The organism is Sphingomonas segetis, from assembly GCF_009720245.1.
Taxonomy (GTDB): Bacteria; Pseudomonadota; Alphaproteobacteria; order Sphingomonadales; family Sphingomonadaceae; genus Sphingomicrobium; species Sphingomicrobium segetis.
Window position 1 is genome coordinate 25,790 of sequence record NZ_WJSQ01000002.1, and the last position, 23,859, is coordinate 49,648.

Consider the following 23,859-nt stretch of genomic DNA (forward strand, 5'->3'; position numbering starts at 1 on the left):
GCTCCGCCGGGACGCGATGCCGATCCTCGCCACGAGTGGCCTCAAGCGCAGCTTCACCCAGGCCGACGTCACGATCGAGGTGCTGCGCGGCGTCGATCTCGCGGTCCAGCCGGGCGAGATCGTCGCGCTGCTTGGGCCGTCGGGCTCAGGCAAGTCGACGCTGCTGCAGGCGGTCGGGCTTCTCGAGGGCGGGTTCGAAGGGTCGATCCAGCTCAAGGGCGAGGAGGCTTCCGAGCTCGACGACGAGGGTCGCACGCGCCTGCGTCGCGACCTGCTCGGCTTCGTCTACCAGTTCCACCATCTGCTGCCCGAGTTCAACGCGGTCGAGAATGTCGTCCTTCCGCAGCTTGTGCGCGGCGCGGAAATGCAGCCTGCACGCGAGAGGGCGGAGCAATTGCTCGGTGCGCTCGGCCTTGCGGATCGGCTGGACCACCGGCCGTCGAAACTGTCCGGCGGCGAACAGCAGCGCGTGGCGGTCGCCCGCGCGCTCGCCAACAAGCCGCCGCTGGTGCTGGCCGACGAGCCGACCGGCAATCTCGACGAGCATACTGCCGACACGGTCTTTGCCGAATTCATGGGACTGGTCCGGGGGGAGGGGACCGCGGCGCTCGTGGCCACGCATAACGAGCGCATCGCAGCCAAGATGGACCGCGTCGTCAGGCTGCACGAGGGAAGGCTCGAGCCGGCGAAGTGATTGCATCCTCAAAGGGTGAACTGCGTTCGTGGCCTGTAATGCAAATGAGGACTCCGCGATGAACGGCCCCGATCGCCCCCCCGAGTGGCCCATCGGCCCCGAACGGCAAGCCGAGGAAGAGCGGCGGGAGAGCGGGCGCGACGCCGATGTCGTTCGCGAACGCCGAAGCGGGGGGACGGGCCTGAACTGGACCACGATTGCGCTCATCGCCGGGCTGATCATCCTCGCGCTTCTGGTCGCTTATTTCGCCACCAGCCGTAACCCGGACCAGGACAAACTGATCGGGAACGAGGCTGCCCAGAACGCAGCTGCGCCCGCGGATCCGGCGAAACTGTGCACGAGCAAGGCGACCTACGATCTCATCAAGCGCGAGCTGTTCCACCGGGCGGCGCAGGTCCGAGGAAGCGACGAGGCCGCGTTCAACAACCTGTCCGGCTATGCTGTGCTCCGGGTCGAAAACCCCGTGATGGAAAGCCAGGACAATTCGACTGGAGCGGTCAATTGCTCGGCGTCGCTTGCGCTCGACCTGCCGCCGGGAGTCGCGATCGTGGGCGGCCGGCGGACGCTCACCTCCGACGTCGATTATACCGTGCAGCCGGCCGCCGACGGAAGCGGCAACGTCGTCGCGCTGCGAAGCGCGGACGCGATCGTCACGCCCCTGGCGACGCTGACGCGCGTCGCCCAGCAGGAGGGGCAGCCTGCTAGCGGTGAACCGGGAGAAATGCCCATGACTGAGGCGCCCGATAGCGGCCAGACGGTGCCGGACGTCTCCGCCTCTGAATCCGCGAACAAGGAGGTCGGTCCGAAGACGAACTCCGGCGCACGCCCGAGCTTCGACTGCTCGAACGCGAGCACCAAGGGCGAGATCGCGGTCTGCTCCGACAGCGGCCTCGCGGCGCTCGACGTTAACATGGCGACGCAATACCGGCGAGCGCTGGCGTCCGCCTCTCCCGAGGAGAAAGCCCTGCTGCAACGGACTCGCGACCGCTTCCTCTCCTATCGGGACCGCTGCCCCAACCGCTCGTGCATGGCCGATGCCTATGTCGGCCGCATGCGCGAGATCCGCGACATCATGGAAGGGAATTGGACGCCGCCGCGCTGAGCCTGTTGCCGACGCTGCGCTGGTGCATCACTATGGTGCGACGAGGAGGCCTCGGATGGTTCGGACTTCGCTTGCCGTAACAGCCGCGCTCGTGGCCGCCGCTGGCCCCACGCTCGCGCAGCCTGCGCCTGCGGGCCCGGCGGGCTGCGACACGCCCGAATCCCACCAGCTCGATTTCTGGGTCGGCAAGTGGGAGGTGCATCCCAACGGCGCAGACAAGATCGTGGCCCATTCGCTGATCGAAAAAAAGTATAGTGGCTGCGCCGTCCGCGAGAATTGGATGCCGCTTGGCAAGGAGCTGACTGGCGGCGGCGGCAGCCTCAGTTCCTATGATCCTCAATCCAGGCATTGGCGCCAGACCTGGGTCGATTCAAGCGGCACCCGGGCCGACTTCGAGGGCGGCTTCGCGAATGGCGTGATGTCGATCACCGGCACCTGGCCGGGCTTTGCCGGACCGGGGAAGGATGCGCTGGTACGAATGAACTACCAGAAGCAGCCTGATGGACAGGTGCGGCAGTGGGGCGAAGCGTCGAGCGACGAGGGGAAGAGTTGGAAGCCGGCATTCGATTTGCTCTACCGGCACGTCCAGGCATTCCCCAAGTTTTAGCTGTGGAAAATCGTCCCGGCCGCGCTTTCAGATTAGGGCGCTGCGGCTCATAATCGGCGAATGAACGAGCCATATGTTCCGCTCCGCGTCTTCTCGTCCTTCACCATGCTCGAAGGAGCAATGGAGCCGAAGACGGTCGCGGCGCGGGCGGCGATGCTCGGTTTTCCCGCGATCGCCGTCACCGACCGCAACGGGCTTTACGGCGTCATGCCGTTCAGCGACGCGTGCGTCGCCAAGGGCGTGCAGCCGATCGTCGGCGCGATGCTCGCGGTGGCGCGTCCAACGGACCTGGGTGGCGAAGCTGGCATCGACTGGCTCGTTCTCCTTGCCAAGGATGACCAGGGCTACGCGAACCTCTGCAAGCTGGTTTCCTCCGCGCATCTCGACCGGCCGCTCGAGCAAGAGCCCCATGTCGCCTTTGCGAAGCTCGACGGCCTGTCCGACGGCCTGATCGCGCTTACCGCAGGCGCGGAGGGTGCACTGGCGCGGCTGATCGCCGACGGGCAGCAGGGCAGGGCGGAAGCCTATCTCCAGCGCCTGGAAGGGCTCTTCCCCGGGCGACTGTACATCGAAATCAGCCGACGCCGCGATCCTGTCGAAGAGGTCGCCGAACCCGGCCTCATCGAGCTCGCCTACGCCCGCGAGTTGCCGCTGGTGGCGACGAACCCGGCTGCGTACGCCGACCTGTCGTTCCATGCCGCGCATGACGCGATGCTGTGCATCGCCCATTCGGCCTATGTCGAAAGCGCCGACCGCGTCACTTCGTCGTCCGAGGCCTGGCTGAAGGACGGTAAGGCGATGGCCGATCTGTTCGTCGATTTGCCTGAAGCGCTCGCAAACACGGCGGTGATCGCCCGGCGCTGCGCAGTCGCAGCGCCGAAGCGCCGGCCGATCCTGCCGCGGCTCGGCGAGAACGAGGACGAGCAGCTTCGCGGCGACGCGAAAGCGGGCCTCGACCGGCGGCTCGCCGGTCGCCCAGAGGAAGAGACAGCGGCCTACCGCGAGCGGCTCGACTACGAGCTCGAGATCATTACGAGCATGGGTTTCGCCGGTTATTTCCTGATCGTCGCAGACTTCATCAAATGGGCCAAGGCGAACGATATTCCGGTGGGTCCCGGGCGCGGCTCCGGCGCGGGATCAGTGGTCGCCTGGGCGCTGACCATCACGGATCTCGACCCCATCGGCCTCGGGCTGCTGTTCGAGCGCTTCCTCAACCCGGAGCGCGTGTCGATGCCCGACTTCGACATCGACTTCTGCGAAACCCATCGCGACAAGGTGATCGCCTACGTCCAGGGCAAGTACGGCCGTGACAAGGTCGCGCAAATCATCACGTTCGGGCGATTGAAGGCGCGCGCAGTGCTCAAGGACACCGGCCGGGTGCTGCAAATGCCCTATGGCCAGGTCGACCGTCTCGCCAAGCTGATCCCGAACCATCCGACTGATCCGTGGACCCTCGAGCGGTCGCTGAACGGCGTTTCCGAGGTGGCGGCCGAGTATAAGGACCCCGACGTCAAGCGGTTGTTCGACTTGGCGATGAAGCTCGAGGGGCTGCCGCGCCACGCCTCGACCCACGCGGCCGGTGTGGTGATCGGCGACCGGCCGCTCGACGAGCTCGTCCCACTCTACCGCGACCCGCGTTCCGACACGCCGGTCACCCAATTCGACATGAAATATGTCGAAGCGGCGGGGCTGGTGAAATTCGACTTCCTCGGGCTGAAGACGCTGTCAGTGCTGAAGCAGGGCCAGCGCCTGCTCGCCGACCAAGGCGTGGAGATCGATTTCGGCGCGCTGCCGTGGGACGACCCCGCGGTCTTCGACCTGCTCCAGCGCGGCGACACGGTCGGCGTGTTCCAGGTCGAGTCCGAAGGCATGCGGCGCACGCTTTCGGCAGTCAAGCCGACGGTGTTCGAGGACATCATCGCGCTCAACGCGCTCTACCGGCCGGGGCCAATGGATAACATTCCGATGTTCGGCCGTCGCAAGAACGGGCAGGAGGCGATCGAATATCCGCACCCGCTGCTCGAAGGAATCCTCAAAGGGACGTACGGGATCATCGTCTACCAGGAGCAGGTGATGCAGGCGGCGCAGATCCTCGCCGGCTATTCGCTCGGCGGCGCCGACCTGCTCAGGCGCGCGATGGGCAAGAAAATCCAGTCGGAAATGGATGCGCAGCGCGCGACCTTCGTAAAAGGGTGCGCCGAACACAACGGCATTTCCGATGCCAAGGCGAACGAGCTGTTCGACTTGATCGACAAGTTCGCCGGCTATGGCTTCAACAAGAGCCACGCGGCGGCCTACGCGCTGCTTACGTACCAGACGGCATGGCTCAAGGCGCATCACCGCGCGGAATTCTACGCGGCGTCGATGAGCTTCGACCTGGCGCTCACCGACAAGCTCGCGATGTTCGTCGAAGACATGCGCCGCGGCGGGATCGACTGCCTGCCGGCCGACATCAACGCGAGCGGGGCTTCCTTCACAGTCGAGGACGGCGCGGTCCGTTACGCCCTTGGCGCGCTGAAGGGCGTGGGCGAAAAGGCCATGGAAGCGCTGGTCGAGGACCGGGCAATGAATGGGCCGTTCGCCAGCCTCGAGGATTTCGCGGCGCGGATCGACCCGCGGCTGCTCAACCGGCGCCAGCTCGAGAGCCTGGCGGGCGCCGGCGCCTTCGATGCGCTCAAACCCGAGCGGGCGGCGGTGTCCGCGGCCGCAGAGACGATCCTCGCGCATGCGGCGAGCGCGCACGAACAGCGGGAGACCGGGCAAGCCGGCCTGTTCGGTGTGAATTCTGCCGAGGCTGCCCCGATCCGGCTGCCGCGCGATGCGTCATGGACGCTGGCACAGCGGATGGCTGCCGAGCGCGAGGCGTTCGGCTTCTACTTCTCCGCCCATCCGGTGGATTCAGCCAAGCACCTCCTTGCCGCGCACAAGGTGAAGACCTTCGCGGAGCTCGTCGACGTTCGTATCGCTGAGGGCGAGCGTGTCAGCGCGACCATGGCGGGGCTGGTCGAGGACACGCGCTGGCGAACCTCGGCACGCGGCCGGCGCTACATGATGGCGACGCTTAGCGACCCATCGGGCCAATTCGTCGCAACCGCGTTCGAAGATGACGCCACGGTCGCGCTCGAAGCCGCTGCGAAGGCAGGGCAGTGCGGGCTCCTCACCGTGGAGCTGGACCGCCGGTCCGGCGACGAAACGCCCCGGGTCACCGTCAAGCGAGTCCAGCCTCTTTCTGAGCTCGCCAGGCGGACGCGGCTGCAGCTGGTCGTCCATGCGCCGGATCGGGCCGCGATCGAGCGAATCGTCGGCGAACTGGCCGGCGCGCGCGGCGGCAACGGCAAGGTGACACTAACCGTTCCGCTCGCGAACGGCGGCGAGGCCGAAATCGTCGCAGGGCGCGACTTCGCACTCGACGCGGATATGGCTGCGCGCATCGAGCGCATCGCGGGAGAGGGCCGCGTCGAGCTTTCGACCCAGCAACCGAAGCTGGCGCTGGTCGGATAACCCTCTCCTGCGAGAGGAGAGGGAAGCGTCACGCCGCCCAGAAACCGTCCTTGTTGACGAGGGCGGTGATCTTGGCGTTCTGCTCTTCGTCGAGGTTGCGCTTGAACGCGGGGAAGACCTGCCCTTCCTCCATCTTGGCATGTTCGGCCACCAAGACGCGGAATTCCCGAACCTTTTCCAGCCAGTTCGACGCGTCCGGGCCGATCTTGCCGAGCTCGTAGAGGAAGGTCTTGATATAGCCGTGCTCGGCATTGAGCTGGTCGGCCTCGACCGCCTGGTCTGCCTCGCGCAGCGCCGGGTAAACGACCATTTCCTCTTCGTGCGCATGCTTGTCGAGCATGTGCGTAAGCTGCATCAGTAGCATGCTGCGCTTCCATGTCTGGCTGGAATCGGTCGCGAGCATCTTGTCGAACACCGCCAATGCCAAGTCGTGCTCGGTTGCCAGGACTTCGTCCCAGTCGCCGGAAATGCCGGAAACCGCCTGGGTGATGAACTTGCGGCCGTAGTTTGCGGCAAAGCCGAGCGCTGCGCCGCCAAGCGCAGCGGCGATGATCGGTCCGCTTTCGCCCCATGAAAAGGCGCTGCGTTCATTGCTGCTGCGGTTGCTTCCGGCCGAGCTGCTGCGGTTCGAGGACGAGCGATCCGACTGCCGGCTTTTGGTACGCGTGGCCATAGATTTCCTCCTTGTTGGATTTGTCTGGCACAACGGACGGGGGTTGCGCGGCGTTCCTGTTGCGAGGCGCTCTCAAGCCACCGTTCGACGCGTCTTCAGAACGAGTTCGAAGGCTCCAGCGGCTGCTCCGGCAACATGGCGGCTTCGTTCGTCTCGGCAGGGCTCGCTTGCTGCTCCAGCGGCTCGGCCGAAGTCGGCGGAAGCTCGCTCACCACATTTTCGAGCGGCGGGAGCGCCCTGGGGCTTTCATATTCCTCGCCCGGCAGCGGACGCTGCTCCCTGGTCACCTTCGGCGGCGCCTTGTTCACCGGTGCGGGCGCACCCTTGTAGACACAGCCGTCGAGACCATCGCGGCCGACGACTCCGATCCGCGCGGCGATCGTATTGCCGTAGCGGCCGGTGAAACCCTTTGGCGCAATCGCCCCGCGCTTCTTGGGCAGCGGAAGGATTGCGGCGATACGCGCCGCCTCGGTCGCGCTCATTGCGCTCGCGTCATGCCCGAAATAACGCTGCGCACCCGCGTTCACGCCGTAGGTCCCGATGCCGGTCTCGGCGAGGTTGAGATAGACTTCCATGATCCGGCGCTTGTCCCAGAGATGCTCGATCAGGAAGGTGAACCACGCTTCGACGCCCTTGCGCACATAGCCGCCGCCGTTCCACAGGAAGGCGTTCTTGGCGGTCTGCTGGCTAATCGTCGAGCCGCCGCGGATTCGCCCGCCCGACGCATTGCGTTTCATCGCGTCTTCAATGGCTTCGACATCGAAGCCGTTATGCGAGCAGAACTTGCTGTCCTCCGCGCCGATCGCCGCGCGGACCATGTCGCGGTCGATCCGGCTAATCGGCATCCAGTCCTTGTGCACGCCGCGCCCGGCGAAGAAGTCGCCGATCATGTTGAAGGTGACCGGCGGGCTTACGAAGCGGTAGGCGAGCACCCAGAGGACCGAGATGACGAGGAATGCGAGGATCAGCTTGACGATCCAGCCGATGAGCCTGCCGAGAAATGAGTGCTCGCGGCGGCGCTTGTAATGTGGGATCGTGGATTTCCGCTTGGCCATCACGGTTGACTAGCGGAATTGCCGGCACTGCCAAGGCCTCGCCTTGCCGCGGTGCAGCAGGGCATTTACATCGCGCTGATGACCTCGACGAATGACATCCGCCGCAGCTTCCTCGATTTTTTCGGGAAGAACGGCCACGAGCGGGTGCAATCGGCGCCTTTGGTGCCGCACAACGACCCGACCTTGATGTTCGTCAACGCGGGCATGGTGCCGTTCAAGAACGTCTTCACGGGCCTCGAGAGCCGGCCCTACAGCACCGCGACCACCTCGCAGAAATGCGTCCGCGCGGGCGGCAAGCACAACGACCTCGACAATGTCGGCTATACGGCGCGGCACCACACGTTTTTCGAAATGCTCGGGAATTTCTCGTTCGGCGATTATTTCAAGGATCGCGCGATCGAGCTTGCGTGGGACTTGCTGACCAAGGAGTGGGGCCTTCCTGCCGAGCGGCTGACGGCGACCGTCTACCACACCGACGACGAGGCGTTCGAGCTGTGGAAGAAGATCTCAGGCCTTCCCGAGAGCCGGATCATCCGGATCCCCACCAAGGACAATTTCTGGGCGATGGGCGACGACGGGCCGTGCGGTCCCTGTTCCGAAATCTTCTACGATCACGGGGAGCATATCCCGGGCGGCCCTCCCGGTAGCCCCGATGAGGACGGCGACCGCTTCGTCGAGATCTGGAACCTCGTCTTCATGCAATATGAGCAGACGGCGAACGAGATCGTGTCGGAGCTGCCGAGCAAGAGCATCGACACCGGGATGGGCCTCGAGCGCATCGCTGCGGTGCTCCAGGGCGTCCCGGATAATTACGACATCGACTTGTTCCGGGGGCTGATCGCGGCGAGCGAGGAGCTGACCCAGACCAGGGCGCAAGGCGAGAACAAGGCGAGCCACCGGGTGATCGCCGACCATTTGCGCGCATCCGGCTTCCTGGTCGCCGACGGGGTTCTCCCGGCCAACGAGGGTAGGGGCTACGTCCTGCGCCGAATCATGCGTCGGGCGATGCGCCATGCGCACTTGCTCGGCTCGAAGGAGCCGCTGATGTGGCGCCTGGTGCCGGCGCTGGTGGCCGAGATGGGCGCAGCCTATCCCGAGCTGATCCGCGCGCAGCCGCTGATCGAAGCGACGCTGCAGCAGGAAGAGACGCGCTTCCGGCAGACGCTCGTGACCGGCCTGAGGTTGCTCGATGAGGCCACTGAGGGGCTTCCCGACGGCGGCACGCTCGCCGGCGAAACCGCGTTCAAGCTCTACGATACCTACGGCTTTCCTTACGATCTGACCGAAGATGCGTTGCGCGCGCGCGGGCTGCGGGTCGACCGGGCCGGCTTCGACACCGCGATGGCGACGCAGAAGGCGGCCGCGCGCGCCGCGTGGAAGGGCTCGGGAGACAAAGCGAGCGAGGACGTCTGGTTCGACATCGTCGAGGAACATGGCGCGACCGAGTTCACCGGCTATTCGGGGGACGAAGGCGAGGGTGTGGTCCTGGCGATCGTCAAGGACGGTCAACGCGTCGATACTGCCGGGATCGGCCAGACGGTTGAAGTCCTGCTCAACCAGACGCCCTTCTACGGGGAAAGCGGCGGGCAGATTGGCGACTCCGGAAAACTGACCACTCTCAAAGGTTTCGAAGGTGAAGTTGAAGGAACATCCAAACCCCTGGGCAAGCTTCATGCGCTTCGAACCAAAATCCTCGGCGGGGAGCTTGCGGTCGGCGACACCATCCACCAGAAGGTCGACAGCGACCGCCGCAACCGCGTTCGCGCCAACCACAGCGCGACGCATTTGCTCCACGCGGCGCTGCGTCGGCACCTCGGCACCCACGTCACGCAAAAGGGCAGCCTCGTCGCGCCCGATTATTTCCGTTTCGATTTCTCGCACCCGAAGGCGCTCACCCGCGACGAGATCGGGGCGGTCGAGGCGGAGGTGAACGCGCAGATTCGCTCGAACGAGCCGGTGACGACGCGGCTGATGACTCCGGATGAGGCGATCGCGGCGGGAGCGATGGCGCTCTTCGGCGAGAAGTACGGCGACGAGGTGCGCGTGCTCTCGATGGGCAGGCTCACGGACAACGACTATTCGGTCGAGCTGTGCGGCGGCACGCACGTGCGCGCTCTCGGAGACATCCAGCTGCTCAAGATCGTCTCGGAGAGCGCGGTCTCGTCCGGCGTACGGCGCATCGAAGCGCTGACCGGAGAGGCAGCGCGGCGGTGGCTCTCCGAACGTGAGGCGAAGCTGCGCGAGGCCGCGGCAACGCTCAAGAGTGCCCCCGACGACGTACCCGCGCGGATCGCGTCCCTCGTCGAGGAGCGTCGCAGGCTCGAGCGCGAGCTTGCCGACGCCAAGAAGCAACTCGCGATGGGTGGAAGCACTGCCAGGTCCGAAGGCCCGGCGGCTGAGGAGGTCGGTGGCCACAAATTCATCGGCCAAGTCGTGGATGGCTTCGATCCCAAAGGTTTGCGGGCCGCTGTTGACGATATGAAGAAGCGGCTCGGCTCGGGTATCGGCGCGCTCGTTGCGGTCAATGACGGCCGCGCCAGCGTTGTCGTCGGTGTAACGGAAGATCTCGCGGGCCAGGTCAATGCCGTCGAGTTGGTCAAGGTCGCTGTCGCCACGCTCGGCGGACAGGGCGGAGGCGGGCGTCCCGACATGGCCCAGGGCGGTGGGCCCGACGGGTCAAAAGCGCGCGACGCGCTCGATGCAGTCAAAGACGCGCTGGAAAAGGTCGCGGCGTGATCCGCGCCGACTTCACGACTTACGCCGCCGGCGCGCTGCGGTCCGAAGTTTCGTCCGGCGGCTGACCCGAGTCGCGCAATCGGCGGCGCCAGAAGCGGGGTTCCCGATCCAGCTCGGCTTCGGCCATGATCTGGGCACGCAGCTCGGCGCGCTTCTCATGAACTGACGCAATCACTGGCCCGACCGCGACTCCCAGGTCGATGAGCGCAGCTTCAGAGAGCAGCAGCGAGGATTCGAGCGTCTCCGGGACCGCGTCGGTGACGCCGGCCTTGTAAAGCTGGACGGCGTGCGCCGTGTCGCGGGCGCGGGCGATGATCGGCAGCTCCGGGAACGCCTCACGCAGACGCCGCGCCAGGCGGTTGACCAGCACCGGCGTATCCATTGTCAGGATGACCGCGCTCGGGCGGCCGAGTTGCAGACGCCCGACGAGGGTTCCGCGAGACACATCGCCGAACAGCACCGGATATCCCTTGCTGCGGCCCCCTCGGACCGCATCCGTGTCTGCGTCGATCGCAACATAGTCGCGATCGTGAGCGGCAAGCATGTCCGCGACGACCCGACCGACGCGTCCGAAGCCGACGATGACGACTTTCCCGGGCCCTCCCTCGTGGAGCTCATCTCCGAGCTCGGCGTCGCCGGTTCGGTCGATTCGGCGGCCGGCGAGACGTCCGATCACGCCGAGCACGGGGGTGATGGTGAGCCCCAGTGCAGTGACAATCTGCCAGAATGCCGCCGTTTCCGGCCGGATCAGTTGCGCCGCGGTTGCCGAGCCGAGCACGATCAGCGTGGTTTCGGACGGCGAGGCCATAAGGAACCCAGTCTCGGCCGCGACTCCCGTTCGGCTCCCCGCAGCTCTAAGAAGCGCGGCAGTCACAACCCCCTTGATGACGAGCACGGAGGCGAGCGCGGCGAGGATGCTGGGCCAATTGGCGTAAACCAGTCCGAGGTCGACGCTCATTCCAACCGTGATCAGGAAAATGCCGAGGCCGAGGCCGCGAAGGGGCGCGGTAACGACCTCGACCTCGCCGCGATATTCAGTTTCGGCGATGACAATGCCGGCGATCAGTGCGCCGAGCACGGCGGAAAAGCCGATGGCGGAGGTGACCAGGCTGGCGACGATGACCACGAGTAGGCAGGCCGCGAGGAACACTTCGGGGTTTTTAGTGCGCGCCGCCTGGGCGAACAGGATCGGGAGCAGAAGCCTGCCGCCGAAGAGGAGTCCCAGGGCGACCGCCCCACCGAGCAGCAAGGTTCCGACCAGCGGACCGAACCCTGCGCTGGCGCTCGGCGCCATCGCGCCTAGCGCGAACACGATCGGGACGAGGGCGACATCCTCGAAGAGGAGCATGCCGAAGGCGGCACGCCCGACCGCGGAGTGCGTCCCCACCAGCGGGATCACGATCGCCGTCGACGAGAGTGCAAGGGCGAGGCCGAGGCCGATTGAGCCGGGCAACCCCTGACCGATCCAGTGAAGCCCGGCGCCGATGATCACCGCACAGCCGATGAGCTCGGTCGCGCCGACCCCAAAGACGAGGCGGCGCATCGACCACAGGCGGCGAAGCGAGAGCTCGAGCCCGATCGAGAAGAGCAGCAGGACGATTCCCAGCTCGGCGAACGGGGCAACCCGCTCGGCGTTCGAGATGGTGATGTAATGGAGCCAGGGATCGGCGGCCGCGAGCGATCCGAACCCGGCGGGACCGACGACAATTCCGATCAGGATGAACCCGATGATCGGGCTGATTCGGAAGCGCGCGAAAACCGGAATGACGAGCCCCGCGGCACCCAGGATAACCAGGGCGTCGCTAAATCCAGATGTTGCAAATTCACCTTCCATGCTCCGTCTTTGCCCTTTTCTGCGAAACGGCGGTAGAGCCTGACGCCATGACGTCAGATGAGGATCTGGTGATCGCTGGAGGCGGCCCCGCGGGCATGATGGCGGGACTCCTCTTCGCCCGGGCCGGCTGCAAGGTGCAGGTGCTCGAGAAACATGCCGATTTCTTCCGCGATTTCCGCGGCGACACGGTTCACCCTTCGACGCTCGAGCTGCTGCGCGAACTCGGCCTGCTCGAAGAGTTCCTCAAGCGGCCGCACGACGAGGTCCGCACGCTCTCGGTCCGGGTCGCCGACCGCCAGGTCACCATCGCGGACATGCGCCACCTTCCCGTCGAGAGCCGGTTCGTCGCGCTCATGCCGCAATGGCACTTCCTCGATTTCCTCGCCGACGAGGCGCGACGCTATCCCGGCTTCCAGCTTCGAATGGAGGCCGAGGTCGTCGACCTCCTTTTCGAGAAGGAGCGCGTTGCGGGCGTTCGCCTTGCCGGCGGAGACGAGGTGAGCGGGCGGCTCGTGATTGCGGCCGACGGGCGCAGCTCGGCCCTTCGTGAGAAGGCGGGGCTTCCGAAGAAGGACCTCGGAGCGCCGATCGACGTCCTGTGGTTCCGGCTTCCGAAGACGAAAACGGCCGAGAACCAGACGGGCGGGACGTTCGGCTCGGGAACCCTGGTCGTCGAAATCGACCGCGGCGATTACTGGCAGTGCGCCTATGTCGTTCCGAAAGGCGCGGCAGACGAGATCCAGGCAAGAGGCATCGAGGCGTTCCGCACGGACATCGCAAAAGCCGCGCCCGGGCTGGCGTCAGTTGTCGACACGCTGAAGGACTGGGACCAGGTGAAGCTGCTCTCGGTGTCGCTCGACCGGCTGACGCGCTGGTGGCGGCCCGGACTGCTAGCGATCGGCGATGCGGCGCACGCCATGTCGCCGGTCGGCGGAGTCGGGATCAATCTTGCGGTTCAGGATGCGGTCGCGGCAGCCAACATCCTAGCCGGGCCGCTGGCGCGCGGCGAGAACGTCGATGGGTTGCTGGAACAGGTGCAGGATCGGCGGATGCTTCCGACGAAGGTCATCCAGCGCGGCCAGAAGACCGTCCATGATCGCGTGCTGACACCGCTGGTCGTCCGCAAGGCCGTTCTCGACAAGGTGCCGCTGGTGCTGCGGCTGTTCGGCCGCTTCCCGGTGCTTCGACGGATTCCCGCGAGGGTCATCGGTCTCGGCGTCCGGCGCGAGCACATCCGTTCGCCGGACGCGGGGCTCAAGCGGGCTGCGGTTGAGTCGTCTCCGCCATCGCCGCCTCGAGGTTCTTCGCGATCGCCTCGAAGAACTGCTCGGTCGTAAGCCACGGCTGCTCGGGGCCGACGAGGATCGCCAGGTCTTTGGTCATCTGACCAGCCTCGACCGTTTCCACGCAAACCCGCTCGAGCGTTTCTGCGAAGCGCACCACGTCGGGCGTATCGTCGAACTTGCCGCGATATTTGAGGCCGCCGGTCCAGGCGAAGATCGACGCGATCGGGTTGGTCGAGGTCGCTTTGCCCTGCTGGTGCATGCGGTAGTGGCGGGTGACCGTGCCGTGCGCCGCCTCGGCCTCGACCGTCTTGCCGTCCGGGGTCATCAGCACCGAGGTCATCAGCCCGAGCGAGCCGAAGCCCTGCGCGACCTGGTCCGACTGGACGTCGCCGTCGTAATTCTTGCAAGCCCAGACGAACTTGCCGCTCCACTTGAGCGCGGATGCCACCATGTCGTCGATCAGGCGATGCTGATATTCGATGCCGGCAGCTTCGAATTTCGCCTTGTATTCCTTGTCGTAAATATCCTGGAAGATGTCCTTGAAACGGCCGTCATAGGCCTTGAGGATGGTGTTCTTCGTGGAGAGGTAGAGCGGCCAGCCGCGGTCGAGGCTGTAGTTGAAGCAGGCATGGGCGAAGTCGCGGATGCTCGCGTCGAGGTTGTACATGCCCATCGCGACGCCGGAGCCGGGGAAGTCGAACACGTCGAAATCGAGCTCCTGCCCGTCCTCACCTATCCACTTCATCGTCAGCTTACCTGGCCCGGGCACGAGGAAGTCGGTCGCGCGATACTGGTCCCCGAATGCATGGCGCCCCACCACGATCGGGTCGGTCCATCCGGGGATCAGCCGCGGCACGTTCGAGATCACGATCGGCTCGCGGAAAATGCAACCACCGAGGATGTTGCGGATCGTGCCGTTGGGCGATTTCCACATTTTCTTGAGGCCGAACTCCTCGACCCGCGCCTCGTCGGGCGTGATCGTCGCGCATTTGACCCCGACCCCATGCTGCTTGATGGCGTTCGCCGCGTCGACCGTGACCTGGTCTTCTGTAGCGTCGCGGTTCTCGATCGACAGGTCGAAGCGGATCAGCTCGACGTCGAGATAGGGCTCGACCAGGCGTTCGCGGATCCACTCCCAGATGATGCGGGTCATTTCGTCGCCGTCGAGTTCGACGACGGGGTTCTTCACCTTGATCTTGGCCATCGCGCTTTCCTGCGGTCTTTCGGAGTTGGCGGCGCTCTAGGATGCACGGCACAGCCACGCAACCGCGCCGTTGTGCGGCCGCCAAGCGCCCTTTAAGGAACGCTGATGCCCGCCCTCGACAAGCATGACACGCCGCTTCCCGCCACGACGGTCAAGTGGCGCTTCCCGTCGGTCCATCCCGAGGGCCGCAAATATGTTGTGGGCGCTGCGGCGATCACATTCTTCGCTTTTCTGCTTCACGTCCACGTCCTTGACTGGGTGCTGGTCGGGATCACGATCTGGATCGCGACTTTCTTTCGCGATCCGGTGCGCACCACCCCCTTCGGCGACAAGCTGATCATCGCGCCGGCGGACGGGCTCGTGACGATGATCGCCAGAGTGCCGCCGCCACCGGAGCTGCGCGCGGACGATGGCCTCGGCGAGACAGAGTGCACCCGCGTTTCGATCTTCATGAGCGTGTTCGACGTCCACATTAACCGCTCGCCGATCACCGGCCGCGTCCGGCGCATCGCCTACGTGCCCGGCAAGTTCGTCAATGCCGACCTCGACAAGGCGAGCGAGGACAATGAGCGGCAGCATTTCCTGATCGAGGGCGCGGACGGGCTCCGGATCGGCATGACCCAGATCGCCGGCCTCATCGCGCGGCGCATCCTCGCGTTCGTTCGCGAAGGCGACGACGTCGAGGCGGGGCAGCGAATCGGCCTCATCCGCTTCGGCAGCCGGGTCGACGTCTACCTTCCTGCGGGCACGGCCCCCAAGGTTCTGCTCGGCCAGCGTGCAATCGCCGGTGAAACTGTGCTCGCTGAAGTCGGCGTCGATGCGACTCTGACGGGCGTCAGCCAGTGATCGAGGAGCGCGAGGCGCGAGGGATTCCATTTCGCGCCATGGTGCCCAACGCAGTGACTGCACTGGCGCTGTGCTCGGGCCTCACGGGCGTCCGCTTCGCCGTCGACAGCGAATGGGAGAAGGCGCTCGCCGCAATCATCATTGCCGGCGTTCTCGACGGCATGGACGGCCGAATCGCCCGGCTCCTGCGCGCCCAGAGCAAGTTCGGGGCCGAGCTTGACAGCCTCAGTGACAATGTCGCCTTCGGAACCGCGCCCGCGCTGATCCTGTTCCTGTGGTCGCTGCAACATGCACCCAAGTTCGGCTGGGTGGCGGCACTGGCGCTGGCGGTTTGCTGCGCGCTGCGGCTCGCGAGGTTCAACGCGCGCATCGATGCGACTGAGCAGCCCCACAAATCCGCCGGATTTAACACCGGCGTGCCCGCGCCGGCCGGGGCGGGGCTGGCCTTCCTTCCAGTGTTCCTGTGGCTGGTGACCGGCAGCGTCTGGTTCCAGGCCTGGTACGTCGTGATGCCGTGGGTGCTGTTCGTCGCGTTGCTGATGATCTCGAGCGTACCGACCTACAGCTGGTCGAGCGTTCGGATTCGAAGCGGTTGGCGGCTGTTCGCACTTGCCGGAATCGCGTTGCTCGGAGCGGCGCTGCTGACTGCGCCGTGGCACGTGCTTCTCGCGATTACCGTAGTTTACCTGGGAATGATCCCGTTCAGCCTTGCGAGCTATGCGCGAGTCAAGCAGCGGCGCGCCACTGCGCTCGGCCGCGGATCGGCTGGCGGAAACGGGCACGCGAGCGAAGCCCGAGCGGGCCGTGCCGCAACGTCGCCCGAGGCACGCCCTTGAAGGCAGCCGCGATTTTCGCGCCGCTTTCCTCAAGAACCGAAGCGCCCAGAACCACGATCAGCCACAAGGTGACGAGAAAGGCGAGGGTGCCCAGCGCTGCGATCATCGTGTCCATCCTTCTTGAGAGCGCCCAACCGAGCCGGACCTGATTTGTTCCGGTGGAAAGTGGGGCCGCCCGGGGTGAGGACTGCAATGTTCTCTTTTTGTTCTCACTTGTCAAGCGCTCGCTCGGCCCATCGGCCAAGCCCTTGAAAGCGGCGGCCTGTTCGACTAGGTGGCCGGCATCCCACAGGCGGAGCTGACATACCGGTGCTGGCCGAAAGGCCGGTGACTGGCTCCGCCGAGGCAGAACCGGAAGGAGAAGACCAATGGCGACCACCGTCGTCACCATGCAGCAATTGCTCGAGGCCGGAGCGCATTTTGGCCACCAGACCCACCGCTGGAACCCCAAGATGAAGCCGTACATCTTCGGCGATCGTAACGGGGTGCACATCATCGATCTGTCGCAGAGCGTGCCGCTGTTCGCCCGCGCGCTGGAATTCGTCCAGCAGGCCGTGGCGCGCGGCGGCAAGGTGCTGTTCGTCGGCACCAAGCGCCAGGCGCAGGACGCGATCGCGGAATCCGCTCAAGCGAGTGGTCAGCATTTCGTCAATCACCGCTGGCTCGGCGGCATGCTGACCAACTGGAAAACCATTTCCAACTCGATCAAACGGCTCAAGAGCCTCGAGGAGCAACTCAGCGGCGACACGGCCGGCCTGACCAAGAAGGAAGTTCTCCAACTCACCCGCGAGCGCGACAAGCTCGAGAAGAGCCTCGGCGGTATCCGCGACATGGGCGGGCTCCCCGACGTCATGTTCGTCGTCGACACCAACAAGGAAGAGCTGGCGATCAAGGAAGCCAACACGCTCGGTATCCCGGTCGTAGCGATCCTCGATTCGAACAGTGATCCGTCCGGCATCGCCTTCCCGGTCCCCGGCAATGACGATGCGAGCCGCGCGATCCGCCTCTATACCGACGCGGTCGCCCAGGCCGCCAACGAGGGCCGAAGCGGCAACGCCGCCGCGCGCGGCGAGGACGTCGGCGCAATGGCCGAGCCGCCGGTCGAAGCCGCGCTGGAGGCTTAAGAGCTGGCCTGTACCCCGGCGAAGGCCGGAGTCCAGAATCTTCTTGTTTGGGCTGGGCCCCGGCCTTCGCCGGGGAACGAAAGGAATACCAAATGGCTGACATTACGGCCGCAAGCGTCAAGGAACTTCGCGAGCGCACCGGCGCTGGAATGATGGATTGCAAGAAGGCGCTCGCCGAGAACAATGGCGAGATGGAAGCGGCCATCGACTGGCTCCGCGCCAAGGGTCTCTCGGCTGCTGCCAAGAAGGCCGGCCGGACGGCGTCCGAGGGCCTGATCGGAGCTGTGGTTGAGGGCAACCGCGGCGCTCTCGTCGAGGTCAATTCAGAAACCGATTTCGTCGCCAAGAACGATATCTTCCAGGATTTCGTCCGCAACGCGGCCCAGCTCGCGTTGCAGCACGGCAGCGACGTTGAAGCCCTCGGCGCGGCGCAGTACCCTGGCGGCGGCACGGTCCAGGAGAAGCTGACCGACAATATCGCCAAGATCGGCGAGAACCAGTCGCTCCGCCGGGCAGCGGTGCTCGAGGTCGGTGAGGGTGCGGTCGTGCCCTACGTCCACAACCAGGTCGCTCCGGGCCTCGGCAAGATCGGCGTCCTCGTCGCGCTCGATAGCGCCGCGCCTGGTGAGACGCTGAACGAGCTCGGCCGGCAGATCGCCCAGCACGTCGCCGCGGCGCACCCGCTCGCGCTGGCCGCCGACGACCTTCCGTCCGACCTGATCGAGCGCGAGCGCGGCATCGCCATGGAAAAGGCGAAGGAGAGCGGCAAGCCGCAGAACATCGTCGAGAAGATGGTCGAGGGCGGCCTTGCCAAGTTCCGCAAGGAGAATGCGCTGCTCACCCAGCTTTTCGTCCGCGACAACAAAACCCCGGTCGCCGAGGTCGTCGCATCCGCCGCGAAGCAGGCCGGGACCGGCATCCAGCTGATCGGCTTCGTCCGCTTTCAGCTCGGCGAAGGGATCGAGAAGAAGCAGGAAGACTTCGCTGCGGAAGTCGCGGCTGCCGCCGGCGCGAGCAAGGCCGAGCCGGTCGCTTAAGCGACGATTGCTGCTTAGCAGTTGGAAAACGGGGCGGGCGCGCTAAAGCGTGTCCGCCCTTTTCGTTGCCGAAGGACCAACTCGCCACATGACCCGCCCGCGCTTCAACCGGATCCTGCTGAAGCTGTCGGGCGAAGCGCTGATGGGGCAGGGGCAGTTCGGGATCGATCCCGACGCTGCCGCAGGGCTCGCGGGAGAGATCGCCGAAGCCAAGGGGCAGGGGCACGAGCTTTGCCTGGTCGTCGGCGGCGGCAACATCTTCCGCGGCATGGCGGCGGCAGCCAAGGGCTTCGACCGGGCGAGCGCCGATTATATGGGGATGCTCGCGACGGTCATGAACGCGCTGGCGCTGCAGAACGCACTCGAGCGCCTCGGCGTTGACACCCGAGTCCAGTCGGCGATCCCGATGGCGAGCGTGTCCGAACCCTACATCCGTCGCCGCGCGCTCAGGCACATCGAAAAAGGGCGCATCGTCCTGTTCGCCGCCGGCACCGGCAATCCGTACTTCACGACGGACACCGCTGCCGCTTTGCGGGCCGCCGAAATGGGCTGCGATGCACTGTTCAAGGGAACCAGCGTCGACGGCGTCTACACCGCCGACCCGAAGAAGGTGCCCGATGCCACCCGCTACGAGACGCTGACCTTCGGCAAGGTGCTGAGCGACGACCTCAAGGTGATGGACGCCGCCGCCGTGGCATTGTGCCGCGACAACAATATCCCGATCGTCGTCTTCAACGTCCGCCAGCCGGGCAACCTCGCCCGCGTGCTAGCGGGGAGCGGGACGGCGACGATCGTGCAGAATGGAGAGTAGATGATGACGACTACGATGAGCACCGACGACCTCAGGCGCCGGATGCACGGGGCGGTAGAGGCGCTGAAGCACGACCTTGGCGGGCTTCGCACCGGCCGTGCCTCGACGGCGCTGCTCGATCCGATCAACGTCGAGGTCTACGGCGCCAATATGCCGCTCAACCAGCTCGCCACGGTGTCCGTGCCCGAGGCGCGGATGCTGACCGTACAGGTATGGGACCGTTCGAATGTCGGCCCGGTCGAGAAGGCGATCCGCTCGGCCGGTCTGGGTTTGAACCCGATTACTGACGGCCAGCTCATCCGCCTTCCGATCCCCGAGCTCACCGAAGAGCGCCGCAAGGAGCTCGCCAAGCTCGTCGGTCAATATGCCGAGAAGGCGCGCATCGCGGTTCGCAACGTGCGCCGCGACGGGATGGACCACCTCAAGCAGGACGAGAAGAAGCACGAGATCGGCGAGGACGAGCGCAAGCGGCTCGAGCACGAGGTACAGAAGCTGACCGACGCAACGATCGAGGAGATCGACCAGGCGGCCGAGGCGAAGGAAAAGGAAATCCTCGGCAAGTGAGCGCCGCTCCCGCCCCCAAGGGCGCCGCCGGGCTTGCGGGGGGCTCGAGGATTCCGCGCCACGTCGCGATTATCATGGACGGCAACGGCCGCTGGGCCGAAAAGCGCGGGCTGCCGCGTGTCGCCGGGCACAAGGCCGGCGCGGAAGCGGTGCGGCGGGCGATGCAGTCCGCGGTCGACCATGGCGTCGAGGTGCTGACGCTGTACGCTTTCTCGTCGGAAAACTGGAAGCGCACCAGTGAGGAAATTGCCGACCTCACCGGCCTCATGCGCTTCTACCTCGAGCGCGAGCTGGCGACGCTTCACAAGGAGGGCGTAAAGCTCCGGCTGATCGGCGACTATTCGGCGTTCGGGCCGGACCTGGTGGCGAGGCTCGACCGGGCGATCGACCACACGGCGACAAACCAGCGGCTGACGCTGGTCGTCGCGCTCAACTACGGCTCGCGCGCCGAGATTGTCGCGGCGGCAAGAAATCTGGCCGAAAAGGCGGTCGCGGGCGATGTCGACGCGCAAATGATCGACGAGGATGCACTCGCGGGCGAACTGCAGACCCGCGGCCTGCCCGAGCTCGACCTTTTGATCCGCACCTCGGGCGAGGTGCGGCTGTCGAACTTCCTGCTGTGGCAGGCGGCCTATGCCGAGCTGATGTTCGTCGGTACGCTTTGGCCCGATTTCGCCGAGCGCGACTTCGCGGCGGCGCTAGAGCAGTTCGCGGCGCGCGAGCGGCGCTTCGGTGGTCGGTGACCGAGCTTTTCGTCCGCACCGCCACCGGTCTCCTCCTCGTCGCGGCGGCGCTGCTGACGGCGGTGCTCGGCGGGACCGTGTTCGCGGTTTTTGTGGCTGCAGTCGCGACGGCGATGTTCTACGAATGGACCCGGCTCGTCCGCGGCCGGGGCGCGGTGTGGTACGCGAGCGGTTTCCTCTATGCCTTGATCCCGGCGCTCGCGCTGCTCTGGATCCGTGAGCGCGATGCGCACGGGCTCGAGCTGCTGATCTGGGTGTTCATCGTAACCTGGTCGACCGACATCGGCGCCTATTTCGCAGGGCGCCGCTTCGGACGGCGCAAGCTCGCGCCGGCGATCAGTCCGGGAAAGACGGTTGAGGGGCTCTACGGCGGTATCGCGGCGGCAACGCTGCTCGGCGGCGCATGGGCGCTTGCGACCGGCCTTGGCGTTGCGCTCCTGGCGCTCGCTCCGGTGCTGGCGGTCGCCGCGCAGGCGGGCGATTTGTTCGAGAGCGGCATGAAGAGGCGCGCCGGTGTGAAGGATTCGGGCACCTGGCTGCCGGGGCATGGCGGCGTGCTCGACCGGCTCGACGGGCTGGTGCCCGTGGCTGTGCTTACGGCCGCGGCGCAGCTACTGGGGCTGACGTGAGGCGAAAGATCTCCATCTTGGGCGCGACTGGCTCGGTCGGCAAGTCGACGCTCGATCTCATAGAGCGCAACTCCGACCGGTTCGAGGTTGTCGCGGTAACGGCCGCGACCAGTGCCGAGGGACTCGCGAACATCGCCCGCCGGATGGACGCGAAGCTCGCTGTCCTCGCTGACGAATCCCGACTGGAACAGCTCCAGGCCCTGCTCGCCGGTACCGGCTGCCGGGCAGCGGCGGGCGAGGCGGCGCTGATCGACGCCGCATTGGCGGACGCGGAAATCGTGATTGCCGCGATCGTCGGGTGCGCTGGACTCCGCCCGGTGATGGCGGCCGTCGAGGCCGGCACGACGGTGGCTCTGGCCAACAAGGAAGCCCTCGTCACGGCCGGGCAGCTGATGACCCGCGCGGCGCAGACGAGCGGCGCAACACTGCTACCGATAGACAGCGAGCATAATGCGATATTCCAATGTCTGGCGGGTTCTCGCGCGGAGGATGTCTCAAGAATCATCCTGACCGCGAGCGGAGGACCGTTCCGCACGGCGCTGCCCGAGACGATTGCCGGCGCCACGCCCGAACAGGCATGCGCCCATCCCAACTGGTCGATGGGCGCCAAAATCTCGGTCGATTCGGCGACGATGATGAACAAGGGCCTCGAGCTGATCGAGGCACGCTATTTGTTCGGGCTTCCGTCCGAGCGGATCGACGTGCTCATCCACCCGCAATCGGTGGTTCACTCGCTGGTTGAGTTCGTCGACGGTTCCGTGCTCGCTCAACTGGGATCGCCTGACATGCGTATCCCGATCGCGTTCGCGCTCGCCTGGCCCAAGCGGATCGCCACGCCCGCCCAGCGGCTCGATCTTGCGGCAATCAGCAGGCTCGACTTCGAGACGCCCGATCTGAGTCGCTTCCCCGCGCTGCGTCTCGCGCGCGAGGCGCTCGAAGCCGGGGGCGCAGCCCCGATCGTCCTCAACGCCGCCAACGAGGTCGCCGTCGCCGGCTTCCTCGGCAATCGCCTGCGCTTTCCTGAAATCGCCGAATTCGTCGAACGGACCCTCGACTCTGCCGATTTCCCTGCGCCCCAAACCATCGACGAGGTGCTGGAAATCGACCGCGCCACGCGGTCGCTTATTGAATCGCTGATGACCGAGGATTGCCACTAATGCTCCCGCAGCCGCCGCTGTGGCTGATCCTGATCGCATTCATCTGCGCATTGGGCCCGCTCGTTTTCTTCCACGAGCTTGGCCATTATCTGGTGGCGCGGATGTTCGGCATCCCGGCCGAGATCTTCTCGATCGGCTTCGGGCACGAGCTGTTCGGCTGGACCGACCGCCAGGGGACGCGCTGGAAAGTCGCGTGGCTACCGCTCGGCGGTTATGTGCGCTTTGTCGGCGACATGAGTCCGGCGAGCAATCCCGCCGCGCTCGATGACATCCCGCCCGAGCTTCGCGACAAGGCTTTCCAGCTGCGCCCCGTCTGGCAGCGTTTCCTCGTCGTCCTCGCCGGGCCAATGGCCAATTTCCTCCTGGCGATCCTGATTTTCGCGGCTTTCTTCATGACGCTCGGCGCGCCGCGGACGAACGTCGTCGGCGAGGTCGTTCCGGACACCGCTGCGGCAGAGGCAGGGCTCAGGCCCGGCGACAAGATCCTGTCGGTCGCGGGGCAGGGCACGCCGAATTTCGAGGACATCCGCTCGGTCGTGCTTCTGCGTCCGAACGAGTCGGTCCCGCTGCGCTTCGAACGCGCCGGCGAGGTGCACGAGATTCGCGTCCGTCTGAAGTCGGACACGGTTACCGACCCCTTCGGCCAGAGCTTCACCCGTGGGTTGCTCGGCGTCTACCCGACGACCGGTGTGCTTCAGCGCCTGCCAGTCTACGACGCCATCCCGGAGGCAACCACCTACACCTTCCGGATCACCCGGACGATGATCGACGGGCTGGGCCAGATCGTCACCGGCAGGCGCGGGACCGAGGACGTCGGAGGCCCGATCAAGATCGCTCAGATCGCCGGACAGCAGGCATCGCTCGGCGCATTGCCGTTCGTTCAGCTGCTGGCGCTGTTCTCAATTAATCTGGGATTCATCAACCTCTTGCCAGTCCCGCTGCTGGATGGAGGACATCTGTTTTTCTACACAGTGGAAGCGATCAGGCGCCGCCCGCTCAGTGCGCGGGCGCTCGACTGGGCCTTCCGCGGTGGTCTGGCTCTCATCCTTGCGCTCGTGGTCTTCACGACCGTCAACGATCTCGGCTCCATCGGTCTGTGGGATCGGCTTCAACGCTTGATTGGTTAGGAGGCTTGGGGCAGGGGCGACAACCGGAGGCTAATCGGCGAAGGGCGCCGTAGCACCAACTGCACAAAAGGCGGGGACGGGTGATTTCAAGGACGACGACTTTTAGCCGGCGAACCGGCGCGATGCTTTTGATTGGCACCGTGCTTGGCGGTTCGGCAGCGCCTCTGCTCGCGCAGACGGCCCCCGCCGAGCAGCCCCCCGCAGCGCCGCAGGCGGCCCAGCCCGCGCTCGCCCCCGTACAGGCCGCGCAAGGGACAATCCGCTCGATCACGGTGCGCGGCAACCAGCGGCTC

At 65.8% G+C, this 23,859-nt stretch carries 19 protein-coding genes and 1 pseudogene; 16 read left to right on the plus strand and 4 right to left on the minus strand.

Annotated elements, in window-relative coordinates; translation table 11 throughout:
* Window positions 1-16 precede the first annotated feature (16 nt).
* Genes GH737_RS00385 through dnaE form a run of 4 tightly spaced genes read left to right on the plus strand, consistent with a single transcriptional unit; the run spans window position 17 to window position 5,904 of the window.
* A complete protein-coding gene (locus tag GH737_RS00385) occupies window positions 17-694 on the plus strand; it encodes an ABC transporter ATP-binding protein (protein WP_155262897.1) in 678 nt (225 codons plus the stop codon).
* A 58-nt stretch (window positions 695-752) separates the two neighbouring features.
* A complete protein-coding gene (locus GH737_RS00390; RefSeq protein ID WP_155262881.1) occupies window positions 753-1,796 on the plus strand; it encodes a lysozyme inhibitor LprI family protein in 1,044 nt (347 codons plus the stop codon).
* Window positions 1,797-1,851: 55 nt separating this feature from the next.
* Entirely contained in the window at window positions 1,852-2,403 is a 552-nt protein-coding gene (locus GH737_RS00395; RefSeq protein WP_155262882.1) for a hypothetical protein, read from the plus strand.
* A gap of 60 nt (window positions 2,404-2,463) precedes the next feature.
* A complete protein-coding gene (gene dnaE / locus GH737_RS00400) occupies window positions 2,464-5,904 on the plus strand; it encodes a DNA polymerase III subunit alpha (RefSeq protein ID WP_155262883.1) in 3,441 nt (1,146 codons plus the stop codon).
* A 28-nt stretch (window positions 5,905-5,932) separates the two neighbouring features.
* Here dnaE and GH737_RS00405 read toward each other — a convergent pair whose 3' ends face one another.
* The gene (locus GH737_RS00405; RefSeq protein WP_155262884.1) at window positions 5,933-6,577 is read right to left on the minus strand and encodes a hemerythrin domain-containing protein; all 645 of its coding nucleotides are present in this window, start codon (window positions 6,575-6,577) and stop codon (window positions 5,933-5,935) included.
* A 329-nt stretch (window positions 6,578-6,906) separates the two neighbouring features.
* Window positions 6,907-7,632 (minus strand): annotated as a pseudogene (gene mtgA / locus GH737_RS00410) (monofunctional biosynthetic peptidoglycan transglycosylase); the annotation flags it as partial.
* Window positions 7,633-7,710: 78 nt separating this feature from the next.
* Between mtgA and alaS the strand changes: the two are divergent.
* Window positions 7,711-10,368: an alanine--tRNA ligase gene (alaS, locus tag GH737_RS00415; protein ID WP_155262898.1), complete on the plus strand. Its 2,658-nt coding sequence runs from the start codon at window positions 7,711-7,713 to the stop codon at window positions 10,366-10,368.
* A 19-nt stretch (window positions 10,369-10,387) separates the two neighbouring features.
* Here alaS and GH737_RS00420 read toward each other — a convergent pair whose 3' ends face one another.
* Complete coding sequence (locus GH737_RS00420; RefSeq protein ID WP_155262886.1) at window positions 10,388-12,202, minus strand: cation:proton antiporter domain-containing protein; 1,815 nt, start codon at window positions 12,200-12,202, stop codon at window positions 10,388-10,390.
* Window positions 12,203-12,249: 47 nt separating this feature from the next.
* Between GH737_RS00420 and GH737_RS00425 the strand changes: the two genes are divergently transcribed.
* Window positions 12,250-13,539: an FAD-dependent oxidoreductase gene (locus GH737_RS00425; protein WP_155262887.1), complete on the plus strand. Its 1,290-nt coding sequence runs from the start codon at window positions 12,250-12,252 to the stop codon at window positions 13,537-13,539.
* On the opposite strand, the gene GH737_RS00430 is transcribed toward GH737_RS00425, so the two are convergent.
* Window positions 13,457-14,692 carry an NADP-dependent isocitrate dehydrogenase gene (locus GH737_RS00430; protein WP_155262888.1) on the minus strand — a complete coding sequence of 412 codons (1,236 nt, stop codon included), beginning with the start codon at window positions 14,690-14,692 and terminating at the stop codon, window positions 13,457-13,459. The two genes, GH737_RS00425 and GH737_RS00430, sit on opposite strands and share 83 nt — an antisense overlap.
* A gap of 105 nt (window positions 14,693-14,797) precedes the next feature.
* Here GH737_RS00430 and GH737_RS00435 point away from each other — a divergent pair, with 105 nt between their 5' ends.
* The 10 genes from GH737_RS00435 to rseP all read left to right on the plus strand — a co-directional run bounded on the left by GH737_RS00435 (window position 14,798) and on the right by rseP (window position 23,566).
* Window positions 14,798-15,538 (plus strand): phosphatidylserine decarboxylase, encoded by a 741-nt coding sequence (locus GH737_RS00435; protein WP_155262889.1) that lies wholly within the window; start codon window positions 14,798-14,800, stop codon window positions 15,536-15,538.
* A gap of 38 nt (window positions 15,539-15,576) precedes the next feature.
* Window positions 15,577-16,374, plus strand: coding sequence for a CDP-alcohol phosphatidyltransferase family protein (locus tag GH737_RS00440; RefSeq protein WP_155262890.1), 798 nt, complete (start codon window positions 15,577-15,579; stop codon window positions 16,372-16,374).
* Between the two features lie 368 nt (window positions 16,375-16,742).
* Window positions 16,743-17,498, plus strand: coding sequence for a 30S ribosomal protein S2 (gene rpsB, locus GH737_RS00445; RefSeq protein WP_155262891.1), 756 nt, complete (start codon window positions 16,743-16,745; stop codon window positions 17,496-17,498).
* A gap of 92 nt (window positions 17,499-17,590) precedes the next feature.
* Window positions 17,591-18,535: a translation elongation factor Ts gene (gene tsf / locus GH737_RS00450; RefSeq protein ID WP_155262892.1), complete on the plus strand. Its 945-nt coding sequence runs from the start codon at window positions 17,591-17,593 to the stop codon at window positions 18,533-18,535.
* An 88-nt stretch (window positions 18,536-18,623) separates the two neighbouring features.
* The gene (gene pyrH / locus GH737_RS00455) at window positions 18,624-19,346 is read left to right on the plus strand and encodes a UMP kinase (RefSeq protein ID WP_155262893.1); all 723 of its coding nucleotides are present in this window, start codon (window positions 18,624-18,626) and stop codon (window positions 19,344-19,346) included.
* 15 nt (window positions 19,347-19,361) lie between these two features.
* A complete protein-coding gene (gene frr / locus GH737_RS00460) occupies window positions 19,362-19,910 on the plus strand; it encodes a ribosome recycling factor (protein WP_155262899.1) in 549 nt (182 codons plus the stop codon).
* A complete protein-coding gene (gene uppS / locus GH737_RS00465; RefSeq protein WP_275401936.1) occupies window positions 19,907-20,653 on the plus strand; it encodes a polyprenyl diphosphate synthase in 747 nt (248 codons plus the stop codon). The genes frr and uppS overlap by 4 nt, the downstream gene beginning before the upstream one ends.
* Window positions 20,650-21,282, plus strand: coding sequence for a phosphatidate cytidylyltransferase (locus GH737_RS00470; RefSeq protein ID WP_230558542.1), 633 nt, complete (start codon window positions 20,650-20,652; stop codon window positions 21,280-21,282). The genes uppS and GH737_RS00470 overlap by 4 nt, the downstream gene beginning before the upstream one ends.
* A complete protein-coding gene (locus tag GH737_RS00475; RefSeq protein ID WP_155262894.1) occupies window positions 21,279-22,439 on the plus strand; it encodes a 1-deoxy-D-xylulose-5-phosphate reductoisomerase in 1,161 nt (386 codons plus the stop codon). The genes GH737_RS00470 and GH737_RS00475 overlap by 4 nt, the downstream gene beginning before the upstream one ends.
* Entirely contained in the window at window positions 22,439-23,566 is a 1,128-nt protein-coding gene (gene rseP, locus GH737_RS00480) for an RIP metalloprotease RseP (protein WP_155262895.1), read from the plus strand. Before GH737_RS00475 ends, rseP begins: the two co-directional genes overlap by 1 nt.
* Window positions 23,567-23,859 lie beyond the last annotated feature (293 nt).

Bases quoted from the DNA above. Each gene is read 5' to 3' on its own strand.
- GH737_RS00385 (WP_155262897.1), top strand. From the start codon at position 17: ATGCCGATCCTCGCCACGAGTGGCCTCAAGCGCAGCTTCACCCAGGCC.
- GH737_RS00390 (WP_155262881.1), top strand. From the start codon at position 753: ATGAACGGCCCCGATCGCCCCCCCGAGTGGCCCATCGGCCCCGAACGG.
- GH737_RS00395 (WP_155262882.1), top strand. From the start codon at position 1,852: ATGGTTCGGACTTCGCTTGCCGTAACAGCCGCGCTCGTGGCCGCCGCT.
- dnaE (WP_155262883.1), top strand. From the start codon at position 2,464: ATGAACGAGCCATATGTTCCGCTCCGCGTCTTCTCGTCCTTCACCATG.
- GH737_RS00405 (WP_155262884.1), bottom strand. From the start codon at position 6,577: ATGGCCACGCGTACCAAAAGCCGGCAGTCGGATCGCTCGTCCTCGAAC.
- alaS (WP_155262898.1), top strand. From the start codon at position 7,711: ATGACCTCGACGAATGACATCCGCCGCAGCTTCCTCGATTTTTTCGGG.
- GH737_RS00420 (WP_155262886.1), bottom strand. From the start codon at position 12,202: ATGGAAGGTGAATTTGCAACATCTGGATTTAGCGACGCCCTGGTTATC.
- GH737_RS00425 (WP_155262887.1), top strand. From the start codon at position 12,250: ATGACGTCAGATGAGGATCTGGTGATCGCTGGAGGCGGCCCCGCGGGC.
- GH737_RS00430 (WP_155262888.1), bottom strand. From the start codon at position 14,692: ATGGCCAAGATCAAGGTGAAGAACCCCGTCGTCGAACTCGACGGCGAC.
- GH737_RS00435 (WP_155262889.1), top strand. From the start codon at position 14,798: ATGCCCGCCCTCGACAAGCATGACACGCCGCTTCCCGCCACGACGGTC.
- GH737_RS00440 (WP_155262890.1), top strand. From the start codon at position 15,577: ATGGTGCCCAACGCAGTGACTGCACTGGCGCTGTGCTCGGGCCTCACG.
- rpsB (WP_155262891.1), top strand. From the start codon at position 16,743: ATGGCGACCACCGTCGTCACCATGCAGCAATTGCTCGAGGCCGGAGCG.
- tsf (WP_155262892.1), top strand. From the start codon at position 17,591: ATGGCTGACATTACGGCCGCAAGCGTCAAGGAACTTCGCGAGCGCACC.
- pyrH (WP_155262893.1), top strand. From the start codon at position 18,624: ATGACCCGCCCGCGCTTCAACCGGATCCTGCTGAAGCTGTCGGGCGAA.
- frr (WP_155262899.1), top strand. From the start codon at position 19,362: ATGAGCACCGACGACCTCAGGCGCCGGATGCACGGGGCGGTAGAGGCG.
- rseP (WP_155262895.1), top strand. From the start codon at position 22,439: ATGCTCCCGCAGCCGCCGCTGTGGCTGATCCTGATCGCATTCATCTGC.